This window comes from Syntrophomonas wolfei subsp. wolfei str. Goettingen G311, assembly GCF_000014725.1.
GTDB classification, from domain to species: Bacteria; Bacillota; Syntrophomonadia; order Syntrophomonadales; family Syntrophomonadaceae; genus Syntrophomonas; species Syntrophomonas wolfei.
Map to the genome: position 1 here is coordinate 509,797 of NC_008346.1, position 22,522 is coordinate 532,318.

Here is a 22,522-nt window from a genome sequence, read left to right on the forward strand (position 1 = left end):
GGCAACAATAACCACGAGGTGGTAATGTGCGAAATATCGATGAACGTGAGAAGGCTTTGAATATGTACTTTCACGAGGGAAAAGGCTATGGCGAAATAGCGCATACACTTGGTATACCTAAAAACACTATAAAATCATGGGCGAGGAGATATAGAATATCCCACGATATACCAAAGCGCTATGATACTCCGCTTGCTAAGGAGCCTGTCAAGAAGGAAAGTCTACATGTCCACAAAATAAAAGATGAAACAAGTCCGGAAGCGCGGATTGCCCGCCTTGAAATGGAGGTGGAACTGCTCAGAAATTTTCTTATACTGACCGAAGAAAGGTGAGAAAACCACAAATATTCTCGGTCATAGAGCGGTTTGCTGGCAAGTATAGCATTAGTGAAATGTGTAAGTTTTACAATGTTTCCCGGCGCGGGTTTTATGATTTCAGGAAACGTCAGCAAGGTGAAAACCCCGACCAAGAACTGATAAATTTAATCAGCGAGTGCCATAAAAAACATAAACGCCGATACGGTTACAGGCGGTTGACCTTATGGCTGAAACAGGAAAAGAACTTGGTTGTCAACAAAAAGAAAGTTTTGCGAATCACAAGCCGGAACAATCTTTTGTCGGCTATTCGCCGCAGGAAAGTTACTAAATTCAAACCAAATGGCAATCTGAAGTATGAAAACGTGCTTAACCGGGAATTTTACAGCGAAATTCCGAATGAGAAATGGGTAACGGATATTTCGTATATTATTATGCCGGACGGAACAGCTTATTTATCAGCAATCCGCGATTTATGCGGCAATTTTATCGTGGCATATAGAACTGCGAAAAAGCAGGATTATTCAATTGTCAAAAACACTATTTCAAATGCCATTCAAGCCGAAAAGCCGCAAAAACCGCCGCTCTTACACAGCGATGGCGGCGGACAATACCGCTCGTTCGACTACCGGGAACAGACAACGGAACACGGCATAACACCGTCGATGTCGAAGCCCTCCACGCCTGGCGATAACGCCTGCGCGGAGAACTTTTTCAGCATTTTCAAGACAGAATGCATTTATCTTGAGAAGCCGAAAACGCTTGATGAAGCCTTAAAATTGACCGATGAATTTGTCCATTATTACAATTATGAGAGGATTCAAGGGAATGGCTTAACACCTTATGAGGAACGGCAAATAGCGTTCGTAAAACAAAAAGCCGATATTTAAGGAATTGGGGGTTGCCGCCCCCAAACCCCCGCGAGTTTATCGCTTTCGTTTTCCAAAGCAGATAAAAACAAAACGGACAGTCATTTGACTATCCGCATCTGCTTAGCAAAACCGGTCGAGCCGCTCGGGTTGCTCTCCAGCGTTGCCCTATCCTGCACGACGGTAAAAGCATTCTTATTCTTAACAGGTTTGTGTTGATCTATACGCCTTGCAGGGTGGGTGTGCATTTTATTTGTGCGGAACTTTGGGGGCAGTACCTGGAAATAGTTGATATGGGGAAACATGCTGCTACTGGTGCTTCAACTATATCCATGTTCATGTCGCCCCTGATCTCAATTTGGATAGCGGGCATTTGTATCTGCACTATATTTTTCTTGCTTAGCTATATCAAATGCCGCCGAGAATTTCAAACTGCCCTGCCGGTGGAGAACGACTTTATAAACCGCTGGCAGCAACGACATTCCTTGCGGCGGACGGTTCAAATCAGGCAAAGTGACAGAATAAAGGCTCCCCTAACTTATGGGGTATGGCATCCGGTGGTTCTTTTACCCAAAGCAATTGATTGGACGGATGAAACGACAATGCAGTATATACTGACCCACGAGTATGTACATATCAGACGTTTTGACGCGCTGGCAAAACTGCTGATTACATCCGCTGTATGCATCCATTGGTTTAATCCCCTGGTGTGGGCAATGTATATGCTGGCAAACCGGGATATCGAACTCACTTGTGACGAGTCCGTGGTGCGGGCGTTTGGGGATACGGCTAAATCAACTTATGCACTGGCGCTTATTGGACTTGAAGAAAAGAAAAGCCGCTTGATCCCGCTGTTTAATAATTTCAGCAAAAATGCCATTGAAGAAAGGATAATTGCGATTATGAAAATCAAAAAGTATTCTTTACCGGTAATCATTGTTGCTGTTTTGCTTATAGCCGGCGTTACTGTCGGGTTTGCATGCTCAAAAGCAACGGTCGGACAAAATTCTTATCTGACAGAAAAATCTGAGGAATTGAACCCGGCATCTCCATCACCGGTGTCTGAAAAAACTCCGGTAAATAATGGCGAAACAATTGCTGAACCTGCTTCAAACAATGATGGCAATAGTTCTTCTTCTGAAATTAGAAAAGTTTATTATTCGGATGGGCAGCATAAAACAGAAATAGATGGTGTGCCGGTCTATCCGGTTCATTGTGTGGTTATCGGAAAATATTATTACAAACGAATTGATCGGGAAACCGGCAAAAATCAAGTGAGTTTCGATGATGGCTCAACCTGGCTGAGCACACGCAATAACCCGGAATCCAAGAAAATTGAAGTTAGCGCCGATGGAGTTACTTGGAAAGACCTTATTGCAACTATACAAGAGCCAAAGTACTCGGAATTTTGCAATCATAAGTATTTTTACATGCGCAGCGATCCTGACACCGGTCAAGAAATGGCCAGTTACGATGACGGAGTTACCTGGCTGTTCTATCACGAGAATGTGATAACTGGCAGGGCAGAAATCAGTAGCGATGGAGTGAAATGGCGGGAGTGGATAAGATAATGGACGATCATTTGAAAAAATTTATTTCAGTTTTTCCGCTATCCGTATCGACATCCAGCTTTAGGTACTAGTTTCGGCCACGTTTGAAATCAGCCTTTAATAGCGACAGGAGGGAGCATCAGGCGAACGCGAAGGGTGAACGCTCTCGCGACCTCCTGTCCTCTCTCGACTGCTCGCCTTCGCCGGGTGTTGCATCCTGATCGCCAGCAGGGGGGTGCCTGCTGGGATAGCTCTAAAGGCCGATCGCATTGTGTGCATCGCCTCTTAATAATGCCGTCGGCAAGAAATAATATTGATATTTTTCCCTTCAATGGAGTATATCAATCTATGCTCATTATTGATTCTTCTGCTCCAGTACCCGGACAATTCATGTCTTAACGCTTCCGGTTTCCCGATACCTGTGTTTCCATTGCGTTCAATGTCTCTAATTAATTCATTAATACGGCTGGTCATTTTGCGATTTTCTTTCTGCCAGTACTGGTATTCTTCCCAGGCTGTATGTGTGAAAACTTTATTCATCGGCAAGCTCTGAGCGAAGCGTTTTTCCTGATTTCAATTCTTCAATCGACTTCAATAGCTTATTATAATATTCCGGGTCGCTCCTGATGTAGAGATTTTCCAGAAGATTATTGTATTCACTTTCAGAGATTAACACTACATTGCCGCCGTTTTTTCTGGTAACAATGATTGGTTCAAGATCTTGATTAGCCGCATCACAGTATTTTTTCAGGTTTTCACGCAGCGTAGAATAGTTTACTGCCATCATAAGCTATCACCTCCGTACAATTTATTGTACAGTCAATCGTGCTCCCGGTCAATCCAATGTATGTTGCTGACTTCCCTTTTGTCAGACTTTTTATAACGAGGTGAAATATGTCCCCCGCTAAGCGGTCGCCTATTTACAAAACAGGCAGTGGGTTCTATTCCCCCGCCTTGTTGCAGCGGTGTGTTGAAACTGCTTCGCAGCTTCTTCTGATGCTTTAAACATAGAATAGCACATTGGGTTTTGGCCAAAGGGCCAAACCCTCCCCCCAAGCATATTCTAGCGTCATAAACCCCAATAGGAGGGTAAGTATTTGGCCGAAATTCCAAACGCTTACCCTCCTGTATTACTATCCGCTATCTGGAAAATCCCCTATTATTGCTGGCTTAAGCTATTTGCAAAAATATTGGCACGGTATTTGCTTATTATACATTATCAAGCTATATAAAAACCGTTTTTCGGCAATCAGCCAATAAAGAATAAAGGAGAGGAGGCGAAGAAAGCTCTAAGAAGCTCAATCGAATGCAATAAAGTAAGGGGGTAAAGTAATGGAAATAAAGAAAATTGGCGTTCTGGGAGCAGGTACCATGGGAGCTGGAATAGCTCAGGTTGCTGCTGAAGCAGGTTTTTCGGTAATCCTGGTGGATATCGAAACCGCGATAATTGAAAAGGCTTTGAAAGGTATCAAGAAGGCCTGGAAAAAGGCCGTGGAAAAAGGCAAATTGGACGAAGGCGAAATGCAAAAAAGAGAGGGAAATCTGGCCACCGGCAGTAGCATGGCTGATTTTAAAGATTGTGACGTGGTAATCGAGGCGATAGTAGAAAAGATCGAGGTTAAGAAGGTGGTGTTCAAAGAACTGGATGGGATTTGTCCGGAACACACTATCCTGGCTTCCAACACCTCGGCTCTTAGTATAACGGAAATAGCTGCAGCTACCGGCAGGCCGGATCGGGTTGTTGGCATGCATTTTTTCAACCCGGTTCCAGTTATGAAACTGGTGGAGGTAATACCTGGAGCTGAGACCAGTGAAGCGGTATCGTCTGCCATAGTGGAGCTATGCAAGAAATTAAAGAAAGAGCCGGTTCTGGCGCGGGAGTTTCCCGGCTTCATAGTCAACCGTATCCTGGTTCCTTATATTACGGAAACCTGTTCCGAGAATCCGGCGCCATAGGCCGTGGTGCATGCGACAAAATAACCGTCCCATGTCAAAGATGTCATCCTTTGTCTTACTCTAATGAAAATAATCCGGAGAAAATCACTCCAATGTATCAGGAGGTGATTAATTATATATGAATTATGTAAATGAATACCGCAAGAAATTAGTATCGGCCGATGAGGCTGTAAAAGTGGTTAATTCCGGAGATTGGATTGATTATGGTTCCATGTGCGGCCAGGTGGTGATGCTGGATGAAGCCCTGGCCAGGAGGAAAGAGGAACTTAAGGATGTAAAGATTTGGACCCTGCTTACTTTAAGGCGTCCCCGGGTAATGGATGTGGATCCGGAAGAAGAGTCGTTTGTCTGGCATTCCTGGCATCTTTCCGCTATGGATCGCAAAATTGCCAGCGAGAGAGCGGTATATTATTCCCCCATAAGGTATTCGGAGCTGCCGCGTTATGTCCGCGAGCACATTGAGCCCCTGGCAGTAGCCATGCTGCAGGTAGCTCCCATGGATAAACATGGATATTTCAATTTTGGACCGCAGAATTCCCACACCAGGGCGGTTTGTGAGCGGGCCAGAATAGTCATCGTGGAGGTAAATAACCAGCTTCCTCGCTGTTTGGGGGGATATGAAGAATCTATTCACATTTCGGAAGTTGATTATATTGTTGAAGGTAATAACCCGCCCCTTCCCCAGTTGCCAGATGCGGCTTCTTCCGAAGTAGATAAAAAAGCCGCGGAGTTAATTATCGAGGAAATGAAAGACGAGTGCTGTGTCCAGTTAGGTATCGGAGGTATGCCCAATGCCGTAGGTAAAATGATTGCGGAGTCCGACCTGAAAGACCTGGGTTGTCACACGGAAATGCTGGTTGATGCTTATGTGCATATGTACGAGGCAGGGCGTTTGACCGGACGGAAGAAAAACATTGATCCGGGGAAAATGGTTTATGACTTTGCCGTGGGCAGCCAGCGGCTTTATGATTTTATTGACAATAATCCTCTTTGTGCCAGCTATCCGGTAAACTATACCAACCGGCCATCGATAGCCGCCTTAAATGACAATCTGATAACCATTAACAACGCTATTGAAGTAGACCTCTATGGGCAGGTTTGTGCTGAATCGGTGGGTACCCGCATTATTAGCGGCACCGGGGGGCAACTGGATTTTGTCCTGGCGGCCTACGAATCCCGGGGTGGCAAATCCTTCGTTTGCCTGCCTTCCTGTAGTGAGCGGGAAGGAAAGCTGAAGTCCAAAATTGTCCCCACCCTTAAGCCGGGAGCTATCGTTACCGATCCTCGTTCAGTAGCCCATTATATTGTTACTGAGTATGGGAAATTTGCCATGAAAGGAATGTCGGTATGGCAAAGGGCGGAAGGTTTAATAAACCTGGCTCATCCCCAGCTCAGGGATGAGTTGATTCAGGCGGCTCAGGCCCAGGGCATTTGGCGCCGCAGCAACAAGATATCATAATGGATTCTGATATGATCCAAATATTCTAATTAAGAGCGGAAAGCATAACAGCATAATTCCAGGCAAGCAGATATTTAAGTAACCCTGAATAGAAATATTGAAATGGCGGAAGCGGGAAGTGTTTTCACTTCCCATTTCTGCTTCCTGCTTTTCTATGTGGCAAAGCAATTACCTATGACGCAATTCTTCGCAGGGCGGCTTCGGAGTAATTCTCAGCATCGACCAAGACTGATATACTGAAATATACAGGAATGGAATAAGAGTTCAATATAATGTTCAGGTTAGGAATAAAGGTAAAACTAGTTGGTGTTTCTGGAGGGAGGAGGATGTAAGGTGAATATAGGCAGTGTTTTAGAGGGCTTGTTCACCCAGAACCAGTTTATGGCCGCCATAATCGTTGATAACAAGGGGATAGTTCTTTCGGTGAGCGAAACCTATTTGCAGGTTTTGAATCTTACCAAGGAAGAAGTAGTAGGAAAGCCCATAAAGGAAGTTACTCCCCATACCCGGGTTTTTACCATTTTAGCGACAGGAAAGGCTATGGTGGGATATAACTGGAAGGTTAACGGTCATAACATGATCGCATCCACCATACCAATTATCAAGGATGGGGAAACCGTTGGGGCCTTTGCCTACAGTGTCTTTCCCGACATATGGGATGCTAAAAATTTGGTGGAGAATCTTCTTTCCGAGTTGAATATGTACCGGGACGAAGTGGATAGTCTTTATACCGCCAAATATACTTTTGATGATATTGTGAGCAAGGATAAGGGCATGGAAATGCTCAAGTCTTTTGCGCGGCAGATTGCCAATCATCCTTTTACAACCGTATTGATTACGGGTGAAAGCGGTACGGGCAAGGATCTTTTTGCCAATGCCATCCATAATGCCAGCCCCCGGTCACGCTTTCCCTTCCTGCGCATCAATTGCGCCGCAATTCCGGAGAATTTGCTGGAAGCTGAGCTTTTTGGCTATGAGGAAGGTGCCTATACCGGAGCCAAAAAGGGAGGCAAACCAGGGAAATTTGAATTGGCCCATGGGGGTACCATCTTTCTTGACGAAATAGGGGAAATGTCGCTTTCCATGCAGAGCAAGCTGCTGATAGTACTGCAGGAACAAGAAATTGAGCGATTGGGAGGCAGCTTCCCCATCAAGATAAAAGTTCGGGTGATTGCTGCTACCAACCGGAGTCTGGAACAGCTGATTCAGGAAAAGAAATTCCGCGAGGATTTGTATTACCGCCTTAATGTAGTAAGGCTGGAAGTGCCCCCTTTACGCCAGCGCAAGCAAGATATTCCTGTTCTAATCCGCCATTTTATCGACAAGTTGAACCCCCGGTTGCGGACCATGATTGCTAATATTTCACCCAAATCATTGAAATTATTGGAGCAATACCACTGGCCCGGGAATGTCCGGGAAATGGAGAACATGTTGGAGAGGGCGATAATTATGGCTGATATGGAAAACGGCCGTTCTCTGGATTGCCGACATTTCAAGTTCCTGCAAAACCGGTGCAGCAGCGAAGCTCCTTTAGAATTACAAAGCTTGAAAGTAGCCAGCCAGAAGTTTGAGGAGGAATTAATAGCCCGGGCCTTGGAAACAAGCAACTTTAACCTGGCCAAAGCGGCCGAGCAACTAGAAATTGACCTTTCTACCCTCTACAAAAAAATAAAAAAATATGGCATCGAAACATGACTCTACTTTATTTTTGCAATAAAACAGGGCAGGATCATGATCCAGCCCTGTTTTAAAGCTATGTTTTCTCCAGCATGCTTTGTTTAGAAAACTGAGCCGCCGAATAGATATCCGAGATAAAATATCCCCACTATGGCAACTATGTGCCAGATCCACCATCCGGTTTTAAGGAATTCGAAACTCCCCAGCTCATATTTTTCCCGGCTTTCCACTTCATTTTCAGCCAACTTTGATCCCCCTTTTCAAGTATTTGGAGTAGCCTGTTAACAACTCAATTTATGGCTTTATTATTTCCCACCAGGCAGAAAAATATGTAATTACGAAAGGGTAAGCTTGGAATCCTTATTCAGTAGAGCTGGCATGAGATGCTTATTAACCCCTCCATGCGCAGAAAACACAAACAGCGATGAAAACGGGGGTATGATACTTTTTCTGCAGTCTCGGACCGTCCCCGTGATATATCAAGGCTGACGGAGATCCGAGGGATAAGAAAACAGAAATACCTCTCCCTTATTTACTTGAACCTGTTTTAAGTGCAGCAGGTGTTCCAGGTGAGCGACGGCCTCTCCGGTAGCAAACCACCTTTGAAACATGGGGAAATCTTCCCAGGATTTATAATCAAGATCCCAGCTCATGAAGCTGGCCACCTGGTAGGCGCTCATAGCTCCTTTCTTAAGTATATCCCTTACCTCCTGAAGCCTTGCTTCATGGTGTTTCCTGAGCTCAGCTATCCTTTGACGGTGATGGTAAATCAGGCTTCTATGGCCGGGGAGAATGAGGGTGATATCCATCTTCTCTACTTTTTCCAGGTTATCCAGGTAACTGCCCAGTGCATCCTCCATCTCCGGCCAGGCAGTAATATTGGGGGAGATGTCCCCCAGGATATGATCACCGGAAATAAAGAATTTATGCTCCGGTTCGTAGAGGCAAACATGGCCGGGGGTGTGGCCGGGAGTCATAATGCAGCGCAAGCGGTAAGGACCTATTTCCAGCAGCTGCCCTTCCCGGACATAAGTAATATCCATCTCGCTGCCGGAGATATATCCTTTTATCCGGCTTCCCTGGTTTTTAGATTTATTTCGAGGAAAACCGTTCATTTCAAATAAAGCATCGATTTCCTGCCAGTACTCCCTGGTGGTAGTTTTTCTCAATATTTCGGCATCGGTTTCACTGGCGTAGACCTTGGAATCTCCAGTAAGTAAGTCACAGACCAGGCCGGAATGATCCCCGTGAACATGGGTGATGAAAAAATCCACCTGGGATATAGTTACCCCCAGGCTATTCAGACCGGTCAGCAAGGCCTTTTTGCACTCCGGCCAGTCAAAGCCGGTATCGATCAGCAGGTGCCGGTCTTGGCCTTTAATCAGATAGGCATTTAAGGCTCGCAGAGGGTTGCGCGGCAGGGGAACTTGCAAACAGAAAATACCAGGAAGCAGCTCTTCTATCATATATTACTCCTCCTCTTTCATTTAAGCCTGTCTTCATCCCGGCACTCAGTTTTGCTGGTAACGGTGAAGCAGGCTTTTTTCTCTACTACTAGCATAAGCTAAATATTGGCAGGGATAAAGGGTAAAATAAATAGAGCGACCCCGCTGCAAAAACCTCTTTTGTTACATAAGGGTTGCATAAATATACAAAGCGAGCGTTGGCGAAGCATGGATGCAACACCCGGCGAAGGCGAGCAGGCGAAAGGGGGCGAGCGACAGGATGTCGCGAGAGCGCTACCTCCCATGGACGGGAGATTAGTGCGGTACCCCTTGAGCCGCGAGACAAGCCGCAGGTGTTGCCCATGCGAAGACTGCAAGCGGTATATTTATACAAGCCAATGAATATTAATAACTTTTTGCAGTGTAATCATAGAGCAGATTTGCTCCGATATCTATCCTGGTCGTATCCTGGCGTAAAAAAACCAGAGTTGGAATTTGACAGGGCCTATTAAATCTATACAATATATGTAATCGTTTATATTGCACAAAAACGTGCACAAGGAGTGAAATGGATGAACCAGCGAAAAGACCTGCTTAATCCTACCCTGTATAAGATTTTTCAGAGCTTTCAACTGGATAAGAACTATCTATCGGGAGAAGGCAGCTATCTGGTAGATGAGAAGGGGATAAGCTACCTGGATTTTATCGCCCAGTTCGGGGCTATACCTTTTGGCTATAATCCGGATTTTATCTGGGATAAGCTCGAGGAAATAAGAAGTAAGGCCCTGCCCAGTCTGGTGCAACCTTCGCTGCCGGGGGAGGCCTTGAAGCTGGCTAACGCTTTGGCTGCTGTATCGCCGGGAAAGCTGGCTTATTGTACTTTTTGCCAGAGTGGAACCGAGGCGGTGGAAGCTGCCATTAAACTGGCCCGCTCTACTACGGGCCGGGAGATAGTACTATCGACATTTAACAGTTTTCACGGAAAGAGCCTGGGCTCGCTGTCGGCTACGGGCAAGGTTTCTTACCAGAGCCCTTTTCGGGCTCCGGCTCCGGGTTTTATATATATCCCCTATGATGATATAGCAGCTTTGCAAGCGGTGCTGGATGAGCAGAGTGACAGGATAGCTGCTTTTATAGTAGAGCCGGTACAGGGAGAAGGAGGGATTATTGTTCCCCGGCCAGGATACCTCAAGGCAGCTGAACAGCTATGCCGGCAGTACGGGGTACTCTTCATTGTTGATGAAATTCAGACTGGATTAGGCCGCAGCGGAGCCTTGTTTGCCTGTGAGCATGAAAAGGTCGAACCGGATATTATGCTGCTGGCTAAAGCTCTGGGCGGAGGGATATTCCCTCTTGGAGTCTGCCTCAGCTCCGAGGGAGTTTGGAATGATGACTTTGGTTTCTTGCACAGTTCTACTTTTGCCAACAATAATGTAAGCTGTGCCGTAGGATTGGCGGTATTAGATAAACTTCTGGAGGATGACCGCCGCATTATCAAAGAAGTGGCCGCCAAGGGGGAATATCTACTGGGAAAGCTCCAGGAATTGGCGGCTAAATACCCCGAGGTAATAAAAGAGGTGAGGGGTAAAGGCTTGATGCTGGCTCTGGAGTTTCAGGACCTGGATGATTGCGGCTCCTATGACATGTCCTTTATGGTCGACCAGGGAGCTTTTACCACTATTTTAGCCGGCTTTTTGCTGAATGTTTTTAAGATTCGCCTGGCTCCCTATTTAAATAATTCCATGACTCTGCGTTTGGAGCCCAGTCTAAATATTGGCCGGGAGGAAATGGATTATGTTCTGGCGGCTCTGGATAAGCTCTGCCAGATATTGAAATACCGTGATTATGCACTGCTCTATGGCTATCTTTTGGGAGACTATTCTCCGCCAGCAAGGATTACGGATTATAGAGCTGTTAGCCGACCGGTAAAGGCTTCTCCTCTAAGTCCGGAGGAAAAGATTAGCCATAAATTTGCCTTTATTATTCACTACCCGGCTCCTGAGGATGTTATTGCCAATAATCCTTCTTTTAATACTTTCGAACGCCCGGATTTGTACCACTTTTTGGAGTGGCAGAGTTCTTTCCGGGAAGCTGGAGTATGTTGCCATATGCCGGCCTTGCGCTCGCATACCGGAGCTGTGGTGGAGGGCTGGTTGATAGGGGTGCCTTTCGGCGCTCGGGAAATGATGAATCTTCCCCGGGAAGAAACACTGGGGGTTATAAAGAAAGCGGTAGAGCTGGGAAGGGAACTGGGAGCAGAAATAGTTGGTCTGGGAGCACTAACTTCCGTGGTAAGCCGCGGGGGAAGAGCGCTAACCGGACAAGGTGTAGCTATCACCAGCGGTAACAGTTTTACCACCCTTATGGCTATGGAGGCTCTTTTGGCTGGTGCCCGTAAAATGCGGATCGACTTTACCATTGCTCGAGGGGCGGTATTGGGAGCAACCGGTTCCATCGGGCGGGCTTGTGCTCTTCTTTTGTCCCAGGATATCACTAATATAGTTTTGTTGGGGAATCCCCGGCATCCGCGCAGCAGCAGAAACCGCCTTAATTCCCTTACCCTTGAAATATTGGTTCTGGCCTACCAGCGGAGATCCCAGGGAATTATTACCGGGCTGAGTGAATGGCTGGATGGGCTTATTAATAGCTATAGAAAGAAAGACGAGCTTAGAAGCCTGGAATTGGAAAAAGCCTTGAGCCAGGCTGATGGCAGCAGCCTGGAATTAATCAAAGGGGTTTGTAGGGAAATGGCGATGGAGTTTCCTTTGGAGATCAGCATGGATCTTGATGCCAGCTTGCCTCAATGCGATATGATAGTAGCAGCCAGCAACTCCCCGGAATTCATTGTATATCCCCGGCACCTGCAACCGGGTGCGGTAGTCTGTGATGTAGCCCGGCCGGCAGATGTAGCCCCGGAAGTTCGGGAGCGGGATGATGTTTTAGTTCTTGAAGGAGGCCTGGTCAGCTACCCAGAGCCGGTAGCCTTTGGCCCCAACCTGGGTTATCGTGATGGGGTTAACCTGGGCTGCTTGTCCGAGACGATACTCCTGGCCCTGGAAGGGGATTGCCGGGATTTTAGCATAGGCAGCCGGCTTTCTCTGGATACTATCGAATACTTGCGCCGTCTGGGAGAAAAGCACGGCTTTACCCTGGCTGGCTTGATGACGGGGAACCGGGAAATCGGTGATAAAGAAATAGAGGAAATATACCGGAAATCATTAAGCTTCAAGCAGGCTAATAATCTTTAAGTGGAGAAAAAGTTGGCCGGAAAAAAAGGAATTTGCCGGGAGCAGAGGAAAACAATATAATTAATTGCAATGAAGGACTTAGCAAAGGAGGAGCAGGGTTGGATCTTAAAGAGATTGTCATACGGAAAAACGGCAAATGGTATTTTGGCCAGGCCGAGATGTTCCGGCGCAATATTTTAAACATACTGGCTGCCCACATCCAGAAGGAAGACGGGGATTATGTTATCAGGCTGGGCAATGATGTTAATCCTATAACGGTAGAAGATTGCCCGTTTCTGGCCATGGGTTATATTGAAGAGGAAGACGGAACCATAAAACTGCGTTTTCACGATTTGCAGGAAATGAAGCTCGATCATGAACTAAAAATTACCTTTAAGGGAGATGTCCCTTATATTGACTTCAAATGGGAGGCCGATACCCGTTTAAGCCGGGGAGTATATTGGAAACTAAGCAACTATTTTGATTTTAGAGGAGACGAAGTCTATATCGTTCCACCGGGAGCAAGACTGGAGCAGTAATGCCGGTAACGGCAGGAAGGAGCGGCGCGGCTGTGGGGATTAAGATCATAACTGATACCTCCTGTGATTTGCCCCAGGAGGTACTCGAACAGTACAATATTGAAATGATACCCTTGAAGGTGACCTTTGCGAATGGAGAGACCTATTTAGATCGATTTGAAATATGTCCCCGGACTTTTGTGGAAAAAATGTCGTCATCCGCTACTTTGCCCAAGACTTCAGCTCCGGATCCGCATACTTTTGTTAAGTATTTTGAACAGGGTATCAGAGAAACGGGAGCGGTTATATTTGTCAGCCTCTCCTCTGGTTTAAGCAGTACCAGCCAGATTGCCCAGATGGCCTGTAATATGATGAACAGCAGCAAGGTCAAGGTATTTGACAGCTTGACGGCTTCACTGGGAACAGGAATTATGGCTATTCGGGCCGCTCAAATGGCGGCTCGGGGGATGTCTCTGGAAGCAGTTCTGGAAAAGCTCGCGGCGATTAGAGCTACCCGGGAGGTTATATTTGTGCTGGATACCCTGGAGAATGTGGTTAAAGGTGGTCGTCTGAGTAAATTTGAGGGTATGGCCGGGACTATTCTCAATATTAAACCTATACTAAGGGGCAACCAGCTGGGGATACCGGAAATAGTAGAAAAGGTACGGGGAAGGAAAAAAGCCATGAAGCGCCTGGTAGCCATGGTGGGTGAATTGGCTGGTGCCTCGCTGCTGCATAGGATAGTGGGAATAAGTCATGTCAACTGTTTAGAAGATGCCGATAAGCTGGCCTGGGAGATTAATTCCCAGTACCAGCAAGAGGCGGTTTTGATTTCAGATATGAGCGCAACCATCGGCACCTATGCTGGAGAGGGTGGCTTAATGATTAACTTCTAAAGCCGGCCTTGCTCCGGGCGCCGGAAACGGGATTCGTCAATGGCCAGGGCGCGGTCTATCTCTGCCAGCATTTTGTCCTTATCCTGCGGGAGTATCCCGTAAACATTCCAATAATTGTTGATGTGGTCACTTAGGAGCTGGCTATTATCGCAGTTCAGGTTTTCAATCAGCAAACGCACCTCACGCAAAGCCTCATGTGGTGATAACAGGGCGAAAACTCCGTTCTGATAATCATCATAAAGGGGGGTGTTCGGCATGGGCACATAGGTTCTTAAGCGAATGAAATCCGGGCTGAAGGCGCTCAAGGTGAGGGCGCTGTTGAGAGCATGTTCCCGGCTTCTTTCCTTTCCGCCTATGCCTACCAGGTAGTACTCGCTTACCGAAATACCCGCTTCTTTCAGCTTTAGACCGGCGCTGATAATCTCTTGAGAATTGGTGCCCTTTTTAATCCTTTCCAGGATAATATCATCTCCACTCTCCATACCGGTATGAATCCGTTTCAAGCCTGCGGCCCGCAACCGCTTTAAATCCTCCAGGCTCTTTTTGTTGACAAAACGGGAGGAACCATAGACGGTTATGCGCTCAAGATAAGGAAAAAGGCTGCGGGTGTATTCGAAAATATCCAGCAGTTGCTCCGTTTTCATTATTATGGTATTACCGTCAGCAAAGAAAACGGATTCAATATATTCACCATAATAATCCCGGGCCATCCGCAGGTCTTCCTTTATTTCTTCCACCGGGCGTATCCTGAACTTCGTATTCTTATACAGAGAGCAGAAGGTACAACGGTTGTGGGGACAACCAATAGTAGCTTGTATAATCAGACTCTGGGCTTCACTGGGGGGCCGGTAAACCATTCCTTCGTAACGCAAAATTATCGACCTCCTCTAAGATTTTACCTGACACTACCAGATTATCAAAAATACCGCTTAATATAAACCCTAAGAAACAAGTTATTCACCCTAAGGCCATGGATTCTAATATGATTATAATGAGGGGGAAGGATTTTATCACCCGCAAGTTAAAAAATTAAAGATTCTTGGCCAGAGACAAACCCATAAAGTTGTCTAAAAACTAAAAAACCTATATTATTTAATATAGACTCCACGGCAAAAACCCCTTTTGTTGCAGAAGGGTTGCATAAATATACAAAGCGAGCGTTGGAGCTGAGCGGTATATTTATACAAGCCACTTCTTTATAATAGCTGAAGGATTGATGCTGGTGCCTTTAAGAGTTTTGATTGTAGATGACGATGAGCGGGAAAGAATAGTGCTTCGTTATTTGCTGGAACAAATTAACGAATTGGAAATAGTAGGAGAAGCACTTCATGGTCTTGAGGCTCTTATGATCTGCCAGGAAAAAAAGGTGGATTTAGTATTTCTGGATATTACTATGCCCGAAATGGGTGGTTTGGAGACAGCAGAAAAATTACGAGAATTAAAATCTCCCCCCCTTTTCGCTTTTGTTACTGTTAAAAAAGATATGGCGGTAAAAGCATTTGAGATGGGGGCTTTAGATTATATTGTTAAACCAATAGAGCAGAAGCGAATTGACAAGACCATTCAAAGGGCGCGCTTTCAAATAGCTCATTGGACCGCCATTGAAGATATGGTAAGAAATAGAGTTAAAGATCGCATCGATTTTATTCTAGAAACCTGCAAAGATATGGAGAGTTATTCCAACAGGCTGATTGTTCGCGAGAAAGGAAAAATCAGTCTCGTTAACCAGCCTGATATTATTTATTGTGAAAGCCAGGGCAAAAAAGTGCAGATCTGTACTTGCCGGCAAAATTTTATGAGCAACTATACCCTTAATGCATTAGAGAATATTCTGGATGAGAGATACTTTTTTCGAGCTCACCAGGCTTTTATTGTGAATGTTAACTATATTAGGGAAGTCATAAATCTGGGAGAAGGTTCCTATATTTTGCACCTGGCTAATTGTGATAAAGATATCATCCTGAGTAGAGCCAAGGCAAGATTACTAAGGAACAAGATGGGAATAACTTAGGGCTAAATATACTTAAAATAGGGCACATTAACCTTAAAAAGGGATAGTGCATACAGAATCTGCCTTGAGATGAGCTTGGAAAGGCTATTGAAAACAAGTTCCAAAAATCACAGGAGGAAAGCCCTAAGGGATAGGTCTTTTTCCTGTTTTTTTCTGGTTTTTTAAATATGCCTTAAAATAGTCACTGCAGCAAGGTGCTAGTGCAAAGTATGCGATTTATTTGACCAAGTGCAGAAAACATAGAGAAAAAAATCACAAAATAGCTTATACTAAGGATAGTTAAAAAGAACGTTTTGAATTGAGTTTAAAGGAGGGAGAATTTTAGAAAGCATTACCAGCTTTGTTTCGGCTTACCCACTAGAATTTTTTACATGTAATTGTTAGAGAGGAGAGTAGTTTAGAACTATGAAGGTTCGGCTGAAAAGATTGGAGTGAGGCCCATGATACCATTTTATAAGCTTGAAAGATACGAGGGTAATGCACCCTTGTTTGACCTGACAATGATGTCCATAGTTTCAACTTATGTTGGTGAACCCTTGCATGTTCATGCAGAAGGAGTCAGAGGTACGGGGAAGACTACTATAGCAAGAGCAGCGCGAGGAATCCTTCCCAAGATTAAACGCATTAAAGATTGTATATATAACTGTGACCCGGATAACCCCCATTGCCCGCAACACCGTGATTTAACTGCGGCGGAGATTGAAGCTCTGGGTGTAGAAGAAATTACTATGCCCTTTTTGGAAATATCGCAATCAGCTAAAGTCGGGACGGTAGCTGGAAGTATTGATTTAGCCAGGTTGACTGACCCGCTTCACCCGGAAGCACGTTTACTTCCCGGACTAATCCCCCAGGCTCACCGGGGAATCATATTCATTGATGAAATAAACCGCCTGGCGGATACTTCACCGGAGATTACTGATATCTTACTTGATGTTATGGGTAATAAACCCGGTCATATTCAAATTGAGGAAGCTGGTTTACCTGTGGTGGAAATCCCGGTAAGTGTTTCGGTTTGGGCAGCTTCCAACCCTGATGAGGAACCGGGACCGTTGGAAGAAATAAGGCGGCAATTATCAGACCGCTTTGACATGGTCTATTATATGGGCCGACCAGATTCAGTGGAGGCTATAGCCCGGATACTAAAAGAGAATTCTTATGCTTTTAAGGTCAGTCAGGCCAAAAAGAAATACTCAACCGCAGAAGATGAGGCCCAGAATGATGTTTATCGTCAAAAAATCCTCAAATGGGCTGAAAACTACCGGAATGCAGACCTGCCAGATTATCTTCGCAATTATATTTCACGCTTGTATATAAAACATAATCTTGAAAGTATCAGAGCAACCGAGGCCATGCAACAGGGAGCCCTTTTGCACAGTATCATCAAAGGCCATGACAAAGTTCTAATTAGTGATGTTACGGACATGATACCCCTGGTCCTGAAACATCGTGTTAATGGTGATGTTTTAGTGCGGATGCTCAACGATGTTGATATGAAAGGTGCCAAGGAAGGAATACTCAGCTTCAAGAGCAAGAAGAACAAGAAGGACGAGGAAACTTCCCCCGATTATTTCCAGCAGGTGGCGCGTCCTCTGAAGGATATGAGCCGGGGAGAGCTGGTTAATACCGAAAAAACTTTAACTCCCACCTGATGCGAAAGGGGTGAGGTCTTATGCTCGGTGAAAACACCAATGTTGACAAGTCGGCATCGGTAGGGAACTATTTGAACCTTTATTTCGGGCAAAACCAGGGCGTAAGGCTGGGGGAGAGTAGCGTAGTTAGTCTCCGGGGGCACGCCCGGATGCCGGAAAAAAGAGTAAAAGGCCAGGTCAAAATCCTGCTTAATCGTGATGCGGGAAAGATGTACCTGGATTTCGTAGAAGCTAATCAGGTGGTGCATATTGATGTCTTCCACCAGCCGGGTGAAATAGACCCGCGTGATGTGGCGAGGGCGATATTCTGGGCTTTGGATGAGCATTTTTTGGAGAAAGACCCCCAGTTGCAGTTTGCTGAAGATGAACGTGTAAAAATGGTAACCGAATATGCCAAAAAGATATTCATTACCACAAGCCTGGGTAAGGGTGTTATCTATGAATTGTACCAGGACCAGGTTAAGCCTTTCATCGAAGGAGAGGAAGGTTTTGATCATGTTCATGTTCTTGCCCGTTTGGATCGTGAAGAGTATTACCTGGTATATGTAATAGCAGAAGCAGTTGAAGAAGTAATTATAAGCTCTGGTATAAAGCCGGTAAAAGTTCGTAATATAATTCATGGCAACCAGAAGCAGGCGGAAGATAGCTTTGCTGGATATATTAAATTGCCCTGGAAGAACTTCAAAGGACAAAATGCCTACAAGCTGCCAGACAAAGAAAATGTGAACCAGTTGATATTAAAACTGGCCGAGAAATTTGGTGGAGTTGATGAGATTGAGGAATTCATGGAAAACTATTCCACCAACATTTTCAAACGTAAAGGGGTTGACCAGCAGAAGAAGAAGTGGGGCGATGTAGAACATTATGTTGAACAACTGGAAGAATTGGGGTTGATTAAAGATACCATCCTGGGTAAAGTGATGACCAGGAAAGGCCTGCAGCTTAAAGATTTTGTAATAAACCATAAGTGCGAGCTGGAAACTGAAATTCGTCGCAATATGCGTAAAATGCCCTCAGGAGGGAACAGTCGCTTCCGTAAACTGGGGCAGGTTGATCAGAAGCAAACCCAAGTAGAATTTACCAACCGTAATAAAACGGTCAATAACCCGGATAAGAATTGGTCCGGAGATTTGGCAGTACCAGAGACCATTGTGCAGGCGATGAAGAACAGTTTTTTAAGAAACGATCCTCACTTCACCATTAAAAAGGAAGACCTGCATTATTATGACAAGAAGAGTTATGTACCGATTGATGTGTGTCTTTTAATCGATGCCAGTGGGAGTATGGCCGGAGACAAGCGACAGGCTGCTTGCTTCCTGGCTCAGAATCTTCTTCTTAGCGGAAAAGAAAAAGTGGCAGTGGTTACCTTCCAAGAACGGAGCAGTGAGGTGGTTGTACCTTTTACCCGTAACCAGAACATTCTTAACAAGGGGCTGTCTACCATAAGCCCGGCAGGTCTTACGCCCATGGCCGATGGTATTATGACTGCGGTTAACTTGATTAAGAACAACCGGGTGAGAAATCCTTTGCTGGTTCTGATATCAGATGGTATTCCCAATATCCCTCTCTGGACTTTGGATGCCCAGGCAGATGCTCTGGAAGCTGCTACTCATATTCGGGAAAACAAGATTCATTTTATATGTATCGGACTAGAGTCAAATCGTTTTTACCTGGAAAAATTATCAGCCAATGCTGGGGGTGCCCTTTATCTGGTTGACGATTTGAACAAAGATAATCTCATTAATATAGTCCGCCATGAAAAGAAAAACATGTTGGAAAGTGGAAAGAAAATGGCTTAAGGATCTTTAAAAATTAATATATTATCTAAATTATTCGTAATAAGTTGACATCTTTCCTATATTTCTGCTAGAATTCTTTTTGGAGAGAAAGCAAAATCAAGGACGGACAAATCCTTGATTTGTTATAATAACTCCTCCTTCATAAGAGAACACCATATGTGTTCTCTTTTTTTTTATGGGTCATAATTTTCTTCTCATTTTCGTATTCTATTAAAGGAATAAAGAGGGGAGGAAGGTAATTATGACCAGCAAAGTAGTCAGTATTTTGGCCGTGATACTTCTGGTGCTTTGTCTTTTAAGTGGCGGCTGTTCTTCAGTAGCTCCCGAGCAAAACCTGAAAGCATGGAAAGATCTTATAAAGCTGGCACCGGAAGATAAAAGCAAGACGGAAGTGAAGAAGAATCCGGAAGAACTTATCCCAACTCGGGAAAAAGGTGAGAGCATTAATATAAAATTGTACTTTGCTCAAGCTGATAAAGAGGAGTTGGTAATGGAAAGGAGAGAAATAACCAGGACAGAGGGTATCGCTCGCAGCACTTTGCAAGAACTTCTAAAGGGTCCAGATAATCCGGCTTATCGTAACGTATTTCCGGAAGGAACCAGGCTTTTGGACATAAATCTAAAACCGGATGGGACTTGCATATTGGATTTTAGTTCTGAGCTTCGCCGCCTGGAGAATGAGGTCGAGGAAAAACAGATGCTTGATGCAGTTTGCCAAACTCTGGCCCAATTCCCGGCGGTAAAACAGCTGGTTTTCATGATAGATGGTCGAGAAATAGATATAATAAAGGGGGAAGTGGATTTTACTTCTCCTATCAAAGTGAGTTAGTAGAGTATTTTTAAGCGATGATTTACTTGATATGCTCGGGGATTTGTGGGAGACTCTTATATTGTGGAGTCTCCCGCTTATGTTTGCATAGCAATATATCTGATAATATAGAATAGAATATAGGCGGCGAAAGTGATAAATTATTTATGAAATCATTGTTGCTTGGCTCCACTGCAAAAACCCCTTTGTTGCATAAGGTTTGCATAAATATACAAAGCGAGCGTTGGCGAAGCATGGATGCAGCACCCTGCGGGTACTCCTGATGTTCCATCCTTCGGATGTCACTATTAAGGTTGACGACCATGGATGAGAGGTTAGCGCGGTACCCCTTGAGCCGCGAGACAAGCCGCAGGTGTTGCCCATGCGAAGCACCCTGTCGGGCACAACTGATGCTCCCTTCGGTCGCTATTAAGGACGCTGGAGCGGTATATTTATACAAGCCAATGAATATTAATAACTTTTTGCAGTAGAATCTTACTTGATTTAGACAAAAAGAGGTGTAGATTTTGGGGAAAAACGAGCCCATAGGCATTTTTGACTCAGGGGTAGGGGGATTGACGGTAGTAAAATCCTTGATGGAAAAAATGCCTGATGAAAGCTTTATCTATTTTGGAGATACAGCTCATGTACCCTATGGAAACAAATCGGAACAACAGCTGTTTAATTACGCCCATAAGATTATTTCCTTTCTCATAAGTAAGCAAGTAAAAGCGATTATTGTAGCCTGTGGTACCCATTCCTCGGTTACCCTTCCCTCGGTTTTGCAGGAGTATAGCTTGCCTATGCTGGGGGTGGTTAAAGCCGGTGCCCGGTCAGCAGCAAGGCTCAGCCGCAATGGAAAAATAGGAGTGGCAGCTACGCAAGCCACCGTAAACAAGAAAGCTTATACCCGGGAGATTCAGGAACTGGAACCAGATTTTCAGGTTTACGAAACGGCTTGTCCTCGCTTTGTTCCCCTGGTGGAGGCCGGGAAGTTGAACAACAGCGAAAGCCGGGAAGCGGTAGCAGAATACCTGGGGCCTTTACTGGCCCAGGGTATTGATACCCTGGTTCTGGGTTGTACCCATTATCCTTTCCTGGCAACTGCCATCAGTGAATTTGCGGGCGAAAAGCTCGAGCTGGTAGATACTTCTTGTGAGACTATTGACGAATTACAGGAAATATTCGGGGCCCAGGATCTTTTTAACAACAGTGGCAAAAAGCCGCGGCATGAATTCTATGTCAGTGGGCATGATGATTCCTTCTTTAATGTGGGGAGACTTTTGATGGGTGATATAATAAAGGAAATTCACAAGCTGGATTGGGATTGAGGTGCCAAAAATGAGCAGGGTAGGCTTTACCACCAGCATTCCGGTAGAGGTTATATTAGCGGCAGGGAAGACTCCAGTGGACCTGAATAATGTTTTCATTAATTCTCTAAGTCCCCAATCCATGGTTGACCTGGCGGAAGAAGAAGGCTATCCCCGCAACTGCTGTGGCTGGATAAAAGGACTCTATGCCACCAGCCTGAATTATGATATGGAAGCGTTAATTGCTGTTATGCATGGAGATTGCAGCAATACCCAGGCGCTTATGGAAACCTTACAATTAAGGAATAAGAAGATTATTCCCTTTGCCTTTCCGTTCGACCGGGAGCGGTCGCAACTGGAAGCCCAGGTGGACAAGTTGATGCAGTTCTTTGAGGTAGATATGGAAGAGGTTTTAAAGGCCCGGGCCCGGCTGGAGAAAATCCGCTCATTGTGCCGGGAGCTAGACCGGATGACTTGGCGGGATAACCTGGTTACCGGGCAGGAGAATCACTATTATTTACTTTGCTCCAGTGATTTTAACGGTAATCCGGCTGAGTTTGAAGCTGAATTGCATAGTTTTGTTGAAGAAGCGGGAAAACGAAGACCTATTCAGGAAGAAGTTCGCTTGGCTTATATAGGAGTCCCCCCTATTTTCACGGACTTGCACCAGCTATTGGAGCTTATGGGGGCCAGGGTGGTGTTCAATGAAGTCCAGAGACAGTTTTCCATGCCGGTAGAAAGCAGCGATATTATTGAACAGTATTTGCACTATACTTATCCCTATGGGGCCTTTGCCCGCCTGGAGGATATTGAAGAACAACTGGCTGTAAGAGATGTACAGGGCGTAATTCACTATACCCAGACTTTTTGCTTTCGCCAGATAGAAGATCTTATTTTCCGGGAAAGGCTTAAAATACCATTCTTAACCCTGGAAGGGGATCGCCCAGGAAAAGTTGATGCTCGAAGCAGGATGCGCCTGGAGTCCTTTGTAAGTATGCTGAAGAAATAAAGGCTACTCCACTGCGAACCCCCCT

General features: G+C 45.2%; 21 protein-coding genes. 15 read left to right on the forward strand and 6 right to left on the reverse strand.

Features of this window, described 5'->3' with window-relative positions:
- Nucleotides 1-26 precede the first annotated feature (26 nt).
- From SWOL_RS02200 to SWOL_RS13455, 3 genes are all read left to right on the forward strand, one after another.
- Nucleotides 27-332 (forward strand): terminase gpP N-terminus-related DNA-binding protein, encoded by a 306-nt coding sequence (locus SWOL_RS02200; protein WP_041427287.1) that lies wholly within the window; start codon nt 27-29, stop codon nt 330-332.
- Nucleotides 329-1,204 (forward strand): IS3 family transposase, encoded by an 876-nt coding sequence (locus SWOL_RS02205; protein ID WP_155814104.1) that lies wholly within the window; start codon nt 329-331, stop codon nt 1,202-1,204. The genes SWOL_RS02200 and SWOL_RS02205 overlap by 4 nt, the downstream gene beginning before the upstream one ends.
- 191 nt (nt 1,205-1,395) lie before the next feature.
- The gene (locus SWOL_RS13455) at nt 1,396-2,754 is read left to right on the forward strand and encodes a M56 family metallopeptidase (RefSeq protein WP_242649351.1); all 1,359 of its coding nucleotides are present in this window, start codon (nt 1,396-1,398) and stop codon (nt 2,752-2,754) included.
- Between the two features lie 264 nt (nt 2,755-3,018).
- Here the strand turns inward: SWOL_RS13455 and SWOL_RS02215 are convergent, their stop codons facing one another.
- From SWOL_RS02215 to SWOL_RS02225, 3 genes are read right to left on the reverse strand one after another with little or no spacing between them, the layout of a single operon-like run.
- Nucleotides 3,019-3,273, reverse strand: coding sequence for a Txe/YoeB family addiction module toxin (locus SWOL_RS02215; protein WP_011639878.1), 255 nt, complete (start codon nt 3,271-3,273; stop codon nt 3,019-3,021).
- Nucleotides 3,266-3,520: a type II toxin-antitoxin system Phd/YefM family antitoxin gene (locus SWOL_RS02220; RefSeq protein WP_011639879.1), complete on the reverse strand. Its 255-nt coding sequence runs from the start codon at nt 3,518-3,520 to the stop codon at nt 3,266-3,268. The genes SWOL_RS02215 and SWOL_RS02220 overlap by 8 nt, the downstream gene beginning before the upstream one ends.
- Nucleotides 3,521-3,552: 32 nt before the next feature.
- Entirely contained in the window at nt 3,553-3,768 is a 216-nt protein-coding gene (locus tag SWOL_RS02225; RefSeq protein ID WP_155814106.1) for a hypothetical protein, read from the reverse strand.
- 297 nt (nt 3,769-4,065) lie between these two features.
- On the opposite strand from SWOL_RS02225, the gene SWOL_RS02230 reads away from it, so the two are divergent.
- The 3 genes from SWOL_RS02230 (at nt 4,066) to SWOL_RS02240 (ending at nt 7,843) form a co-directional block, all read left to right on the forward strand.
- Nucleotides 4,066-4,689, forward strand: coding sequence for a 3-hydroxyacyl-CoA dehydrogenase family protein (locus SWOL_RS02230; protein ID WP_011639881.1), 624 nt, complete (start codon nt 4,066-4,068; stop codon nt 4,687-4,689).
- A gap of 118 nt (nt 4,690-4,807) precedes the next feature.
- Nucleotides 4,808-6,148, forward strand: coding sequence for an acetyl-CoA hydrolase/transferase C-terminal domain-containing protein (locus tag SWOL_RS02235; protein WP_011639882.1), 1,341 nt, complete (start codon nt 4,808-4,810; stop codon nt 6,146-6,148).
- Nucleotides 6,149-6,481: 333 nt separating this feature from the next.
- Nucleotides 6,482-7,843 carry a sigma-54 interaction domain-containing protein gene (locus tag SWOL_RS02240; protein ID WP_011639883.1) on the forward strand — a complete coding sequence of 454 codons (1,362 nt, stop codon included), beginning with the start codon at nt 6,482-6,484 and terminating at the stop codon, nt 7,841-7,843.
- 83 nt (nt 7,844-7,926) lie between these two features.
- Here SWOL_RS02240 and SWOL_RS14630 read toward each other — a convergent pair whose 3' ends face one another.
- Both SWOL_RS14630 and SWOL_RS02245 read right to left on the reverse strand, forming a co-directional pair.
- Entirely contained in the window at nt 7,927-8,070 is a 144-nt protein-coding gene (locus tag SWOL_RS14630; protein WP_173309188.1) for a hypothetical protein, read from the reverse strand.
- 234 nt (nt 8,071-8,304) lie between these two features.
- Nucleotides 8,305-9,291: an MBL fold metallo-hydrolase gene (locus tag SWOL_RS02245; protein ID WP_011639884.1), complete on the reverse strand. Its 987-nt coding sequence runs from the start codon at nt 9,289-9,291 to the stop codon at nt 8,305-8,307.
- A gap of 551 nt (nt 9,292-9,842) precedes the next feature.
- Between SWOL_RS02245 and SWOL_RS02250 the strand changes: the two genes are divergently transcribed.
- The 3 genes from SWOL_RS02250 to SWOL_RS02260 all read left to right on the forward strand — a co-directional run bounded on the left by SWOL_RS02250 (nt 9,843) and on the right by SWOL_RS02260 (nt 13,911).
- A complete protein-coding gene (locus SWOL_RS02250) occupies nt 9,843-12,518 on the forward strand; it encodes an aminotransferase class III-fold pyridoxal phosphate-dependent enzyme (RefSeq protein WP_011639885.1) in 2,676 nt (891 codons plus the stop codon).
- 98 nt (nt 12,519-12,616) lie between these two features.
- The gene (locus SWOL_RS02255) at nt 12,617-13,036 is read left to right on the forward strand and encodes a DUF1285 domain-containing protein (protein ID WP_155814107.1); all 420 of its coding nucleotides are present in this window, start codon (nt 12,617-12,619) and stop codon (nt 13,034-13,036) included.
- Nucleotides 13,037-13,068: 32 nt separating this feature from the next.
- The gene (locus SWOL_RS02260) at nt 13,069-13,911 is read left to right on the forward strand and encodes a DegV family protein (RefSeq protein WP_207635314.1); all 843 of its coding nucleotides are present in this window, start codon (nt 13,069-13,071) and stop codon (nt 13,909-13,911) included.
- On the opposite strand, the gene SWOL_RS02265 is transcribed toward SWOL_RS02260, so the two are convergent.
- The gene (locus SWOL_RS02265) at nt 13,908-14,783 is read right to left on the reverse strand and encodes a radical SAM protein (protein ID WP_011639888.1); all 876 of its coding nucleotides are present in this window, start codon (nt 14,781-14,783) and stop codon (nt 13,908-13,910) included. The genes SWOL_RS02260 and SWOL_RS02265 overlap by 4 nt on opposite strands.
- A gap of 344 nt (nt 14,784-15,127) precedes the next feature.
- Here SWOL_RS02265 and SWOL_RS02270 point away from each other — a divergent pair, with 344 nt between their 5' ends.
- The 6 genes from SWOL_RS02270 to SWOL_RS02295 all read left to right on the forward strand — a co-directional run bounded on the left by SWOL_RS02270 (nt 15,128) and on the right by SWOL_RS02295 (nt 22,497).
- Nucleotides 15,128-15,922, forward strand: coding sequence for a LytR/AlgR family response regulator transcription factor (locus SWOL_RS02270; RefSeq protein ID WP_081424759.1), 795 nt, complete (start codon nt 15,128-15,130; stop codon nt 15,920-15,922).
- Between the two features lie 440 nt (nt 15,923-16,362).
- Nucleotides 16,363-17,571 carry a magnesium chelatase ATPase subunit I gene (locus SWOL_RS02275; RefSeq protein WP_011639890.1) on the forward strand — a complete coding sequence of 403 codons (1,209 nt, stop codon included), beginning with the start codon at nt 16,363-16,365 and terminating at the stop codon, nt 17,569-17,571.
- A gap of 20 nt (nt 17,572-17,591) precedes the next feature.
- Entirely contained in the window at nt 17,592-19,370 is a 1,779-nt protein-coding gene (locus SWOL_RS02280; protein ID WP_011639891.1) for a vWA domain-containing protein, read from the forward strand.
- Nucleotides 19,371-19,611: 241 nt separating this feature from the next.
- Nucleotides 19,612-20,199, forward strand: coding sequence for a GerMN domain-containing protein (locus SWOL_RS02285; protein WP_011639892.1), 588 nt, complete (start codon nt 19,612-19,614; stop codon nt 20,197-20,199).
- A 506-nt stretch (nt 20,200-20,705) separates the two neighbouring features.
- Nucleotides 20,706-21,509 (forward strand): glutamate racemase, encoded by an 804-nt coding sequence (gene murI, locus SWOL_RS02290; protein WP_011639893.1) that lies wholly within the window; start codon nt 20,706-20,708, stop codon nt 21,507-21,509.
- A gap of 10 nt (nt 21,510-21,519) precedes the next feature.
- Nucleotides 21,520-22,497 (forward strand): 2-hydroxyacyl-CoA dehydratase family protein, encoded by a 978-nt coding sequence (locus SWOL_RS02295; protein ID WP_011639894.1) that lies wholly within the window; start codon nt 21,520-21,522, stop codon nt 22,495-22,497.
- Nucleotides 22,498-22,522 lie beyond the last annotated feature (25 nt).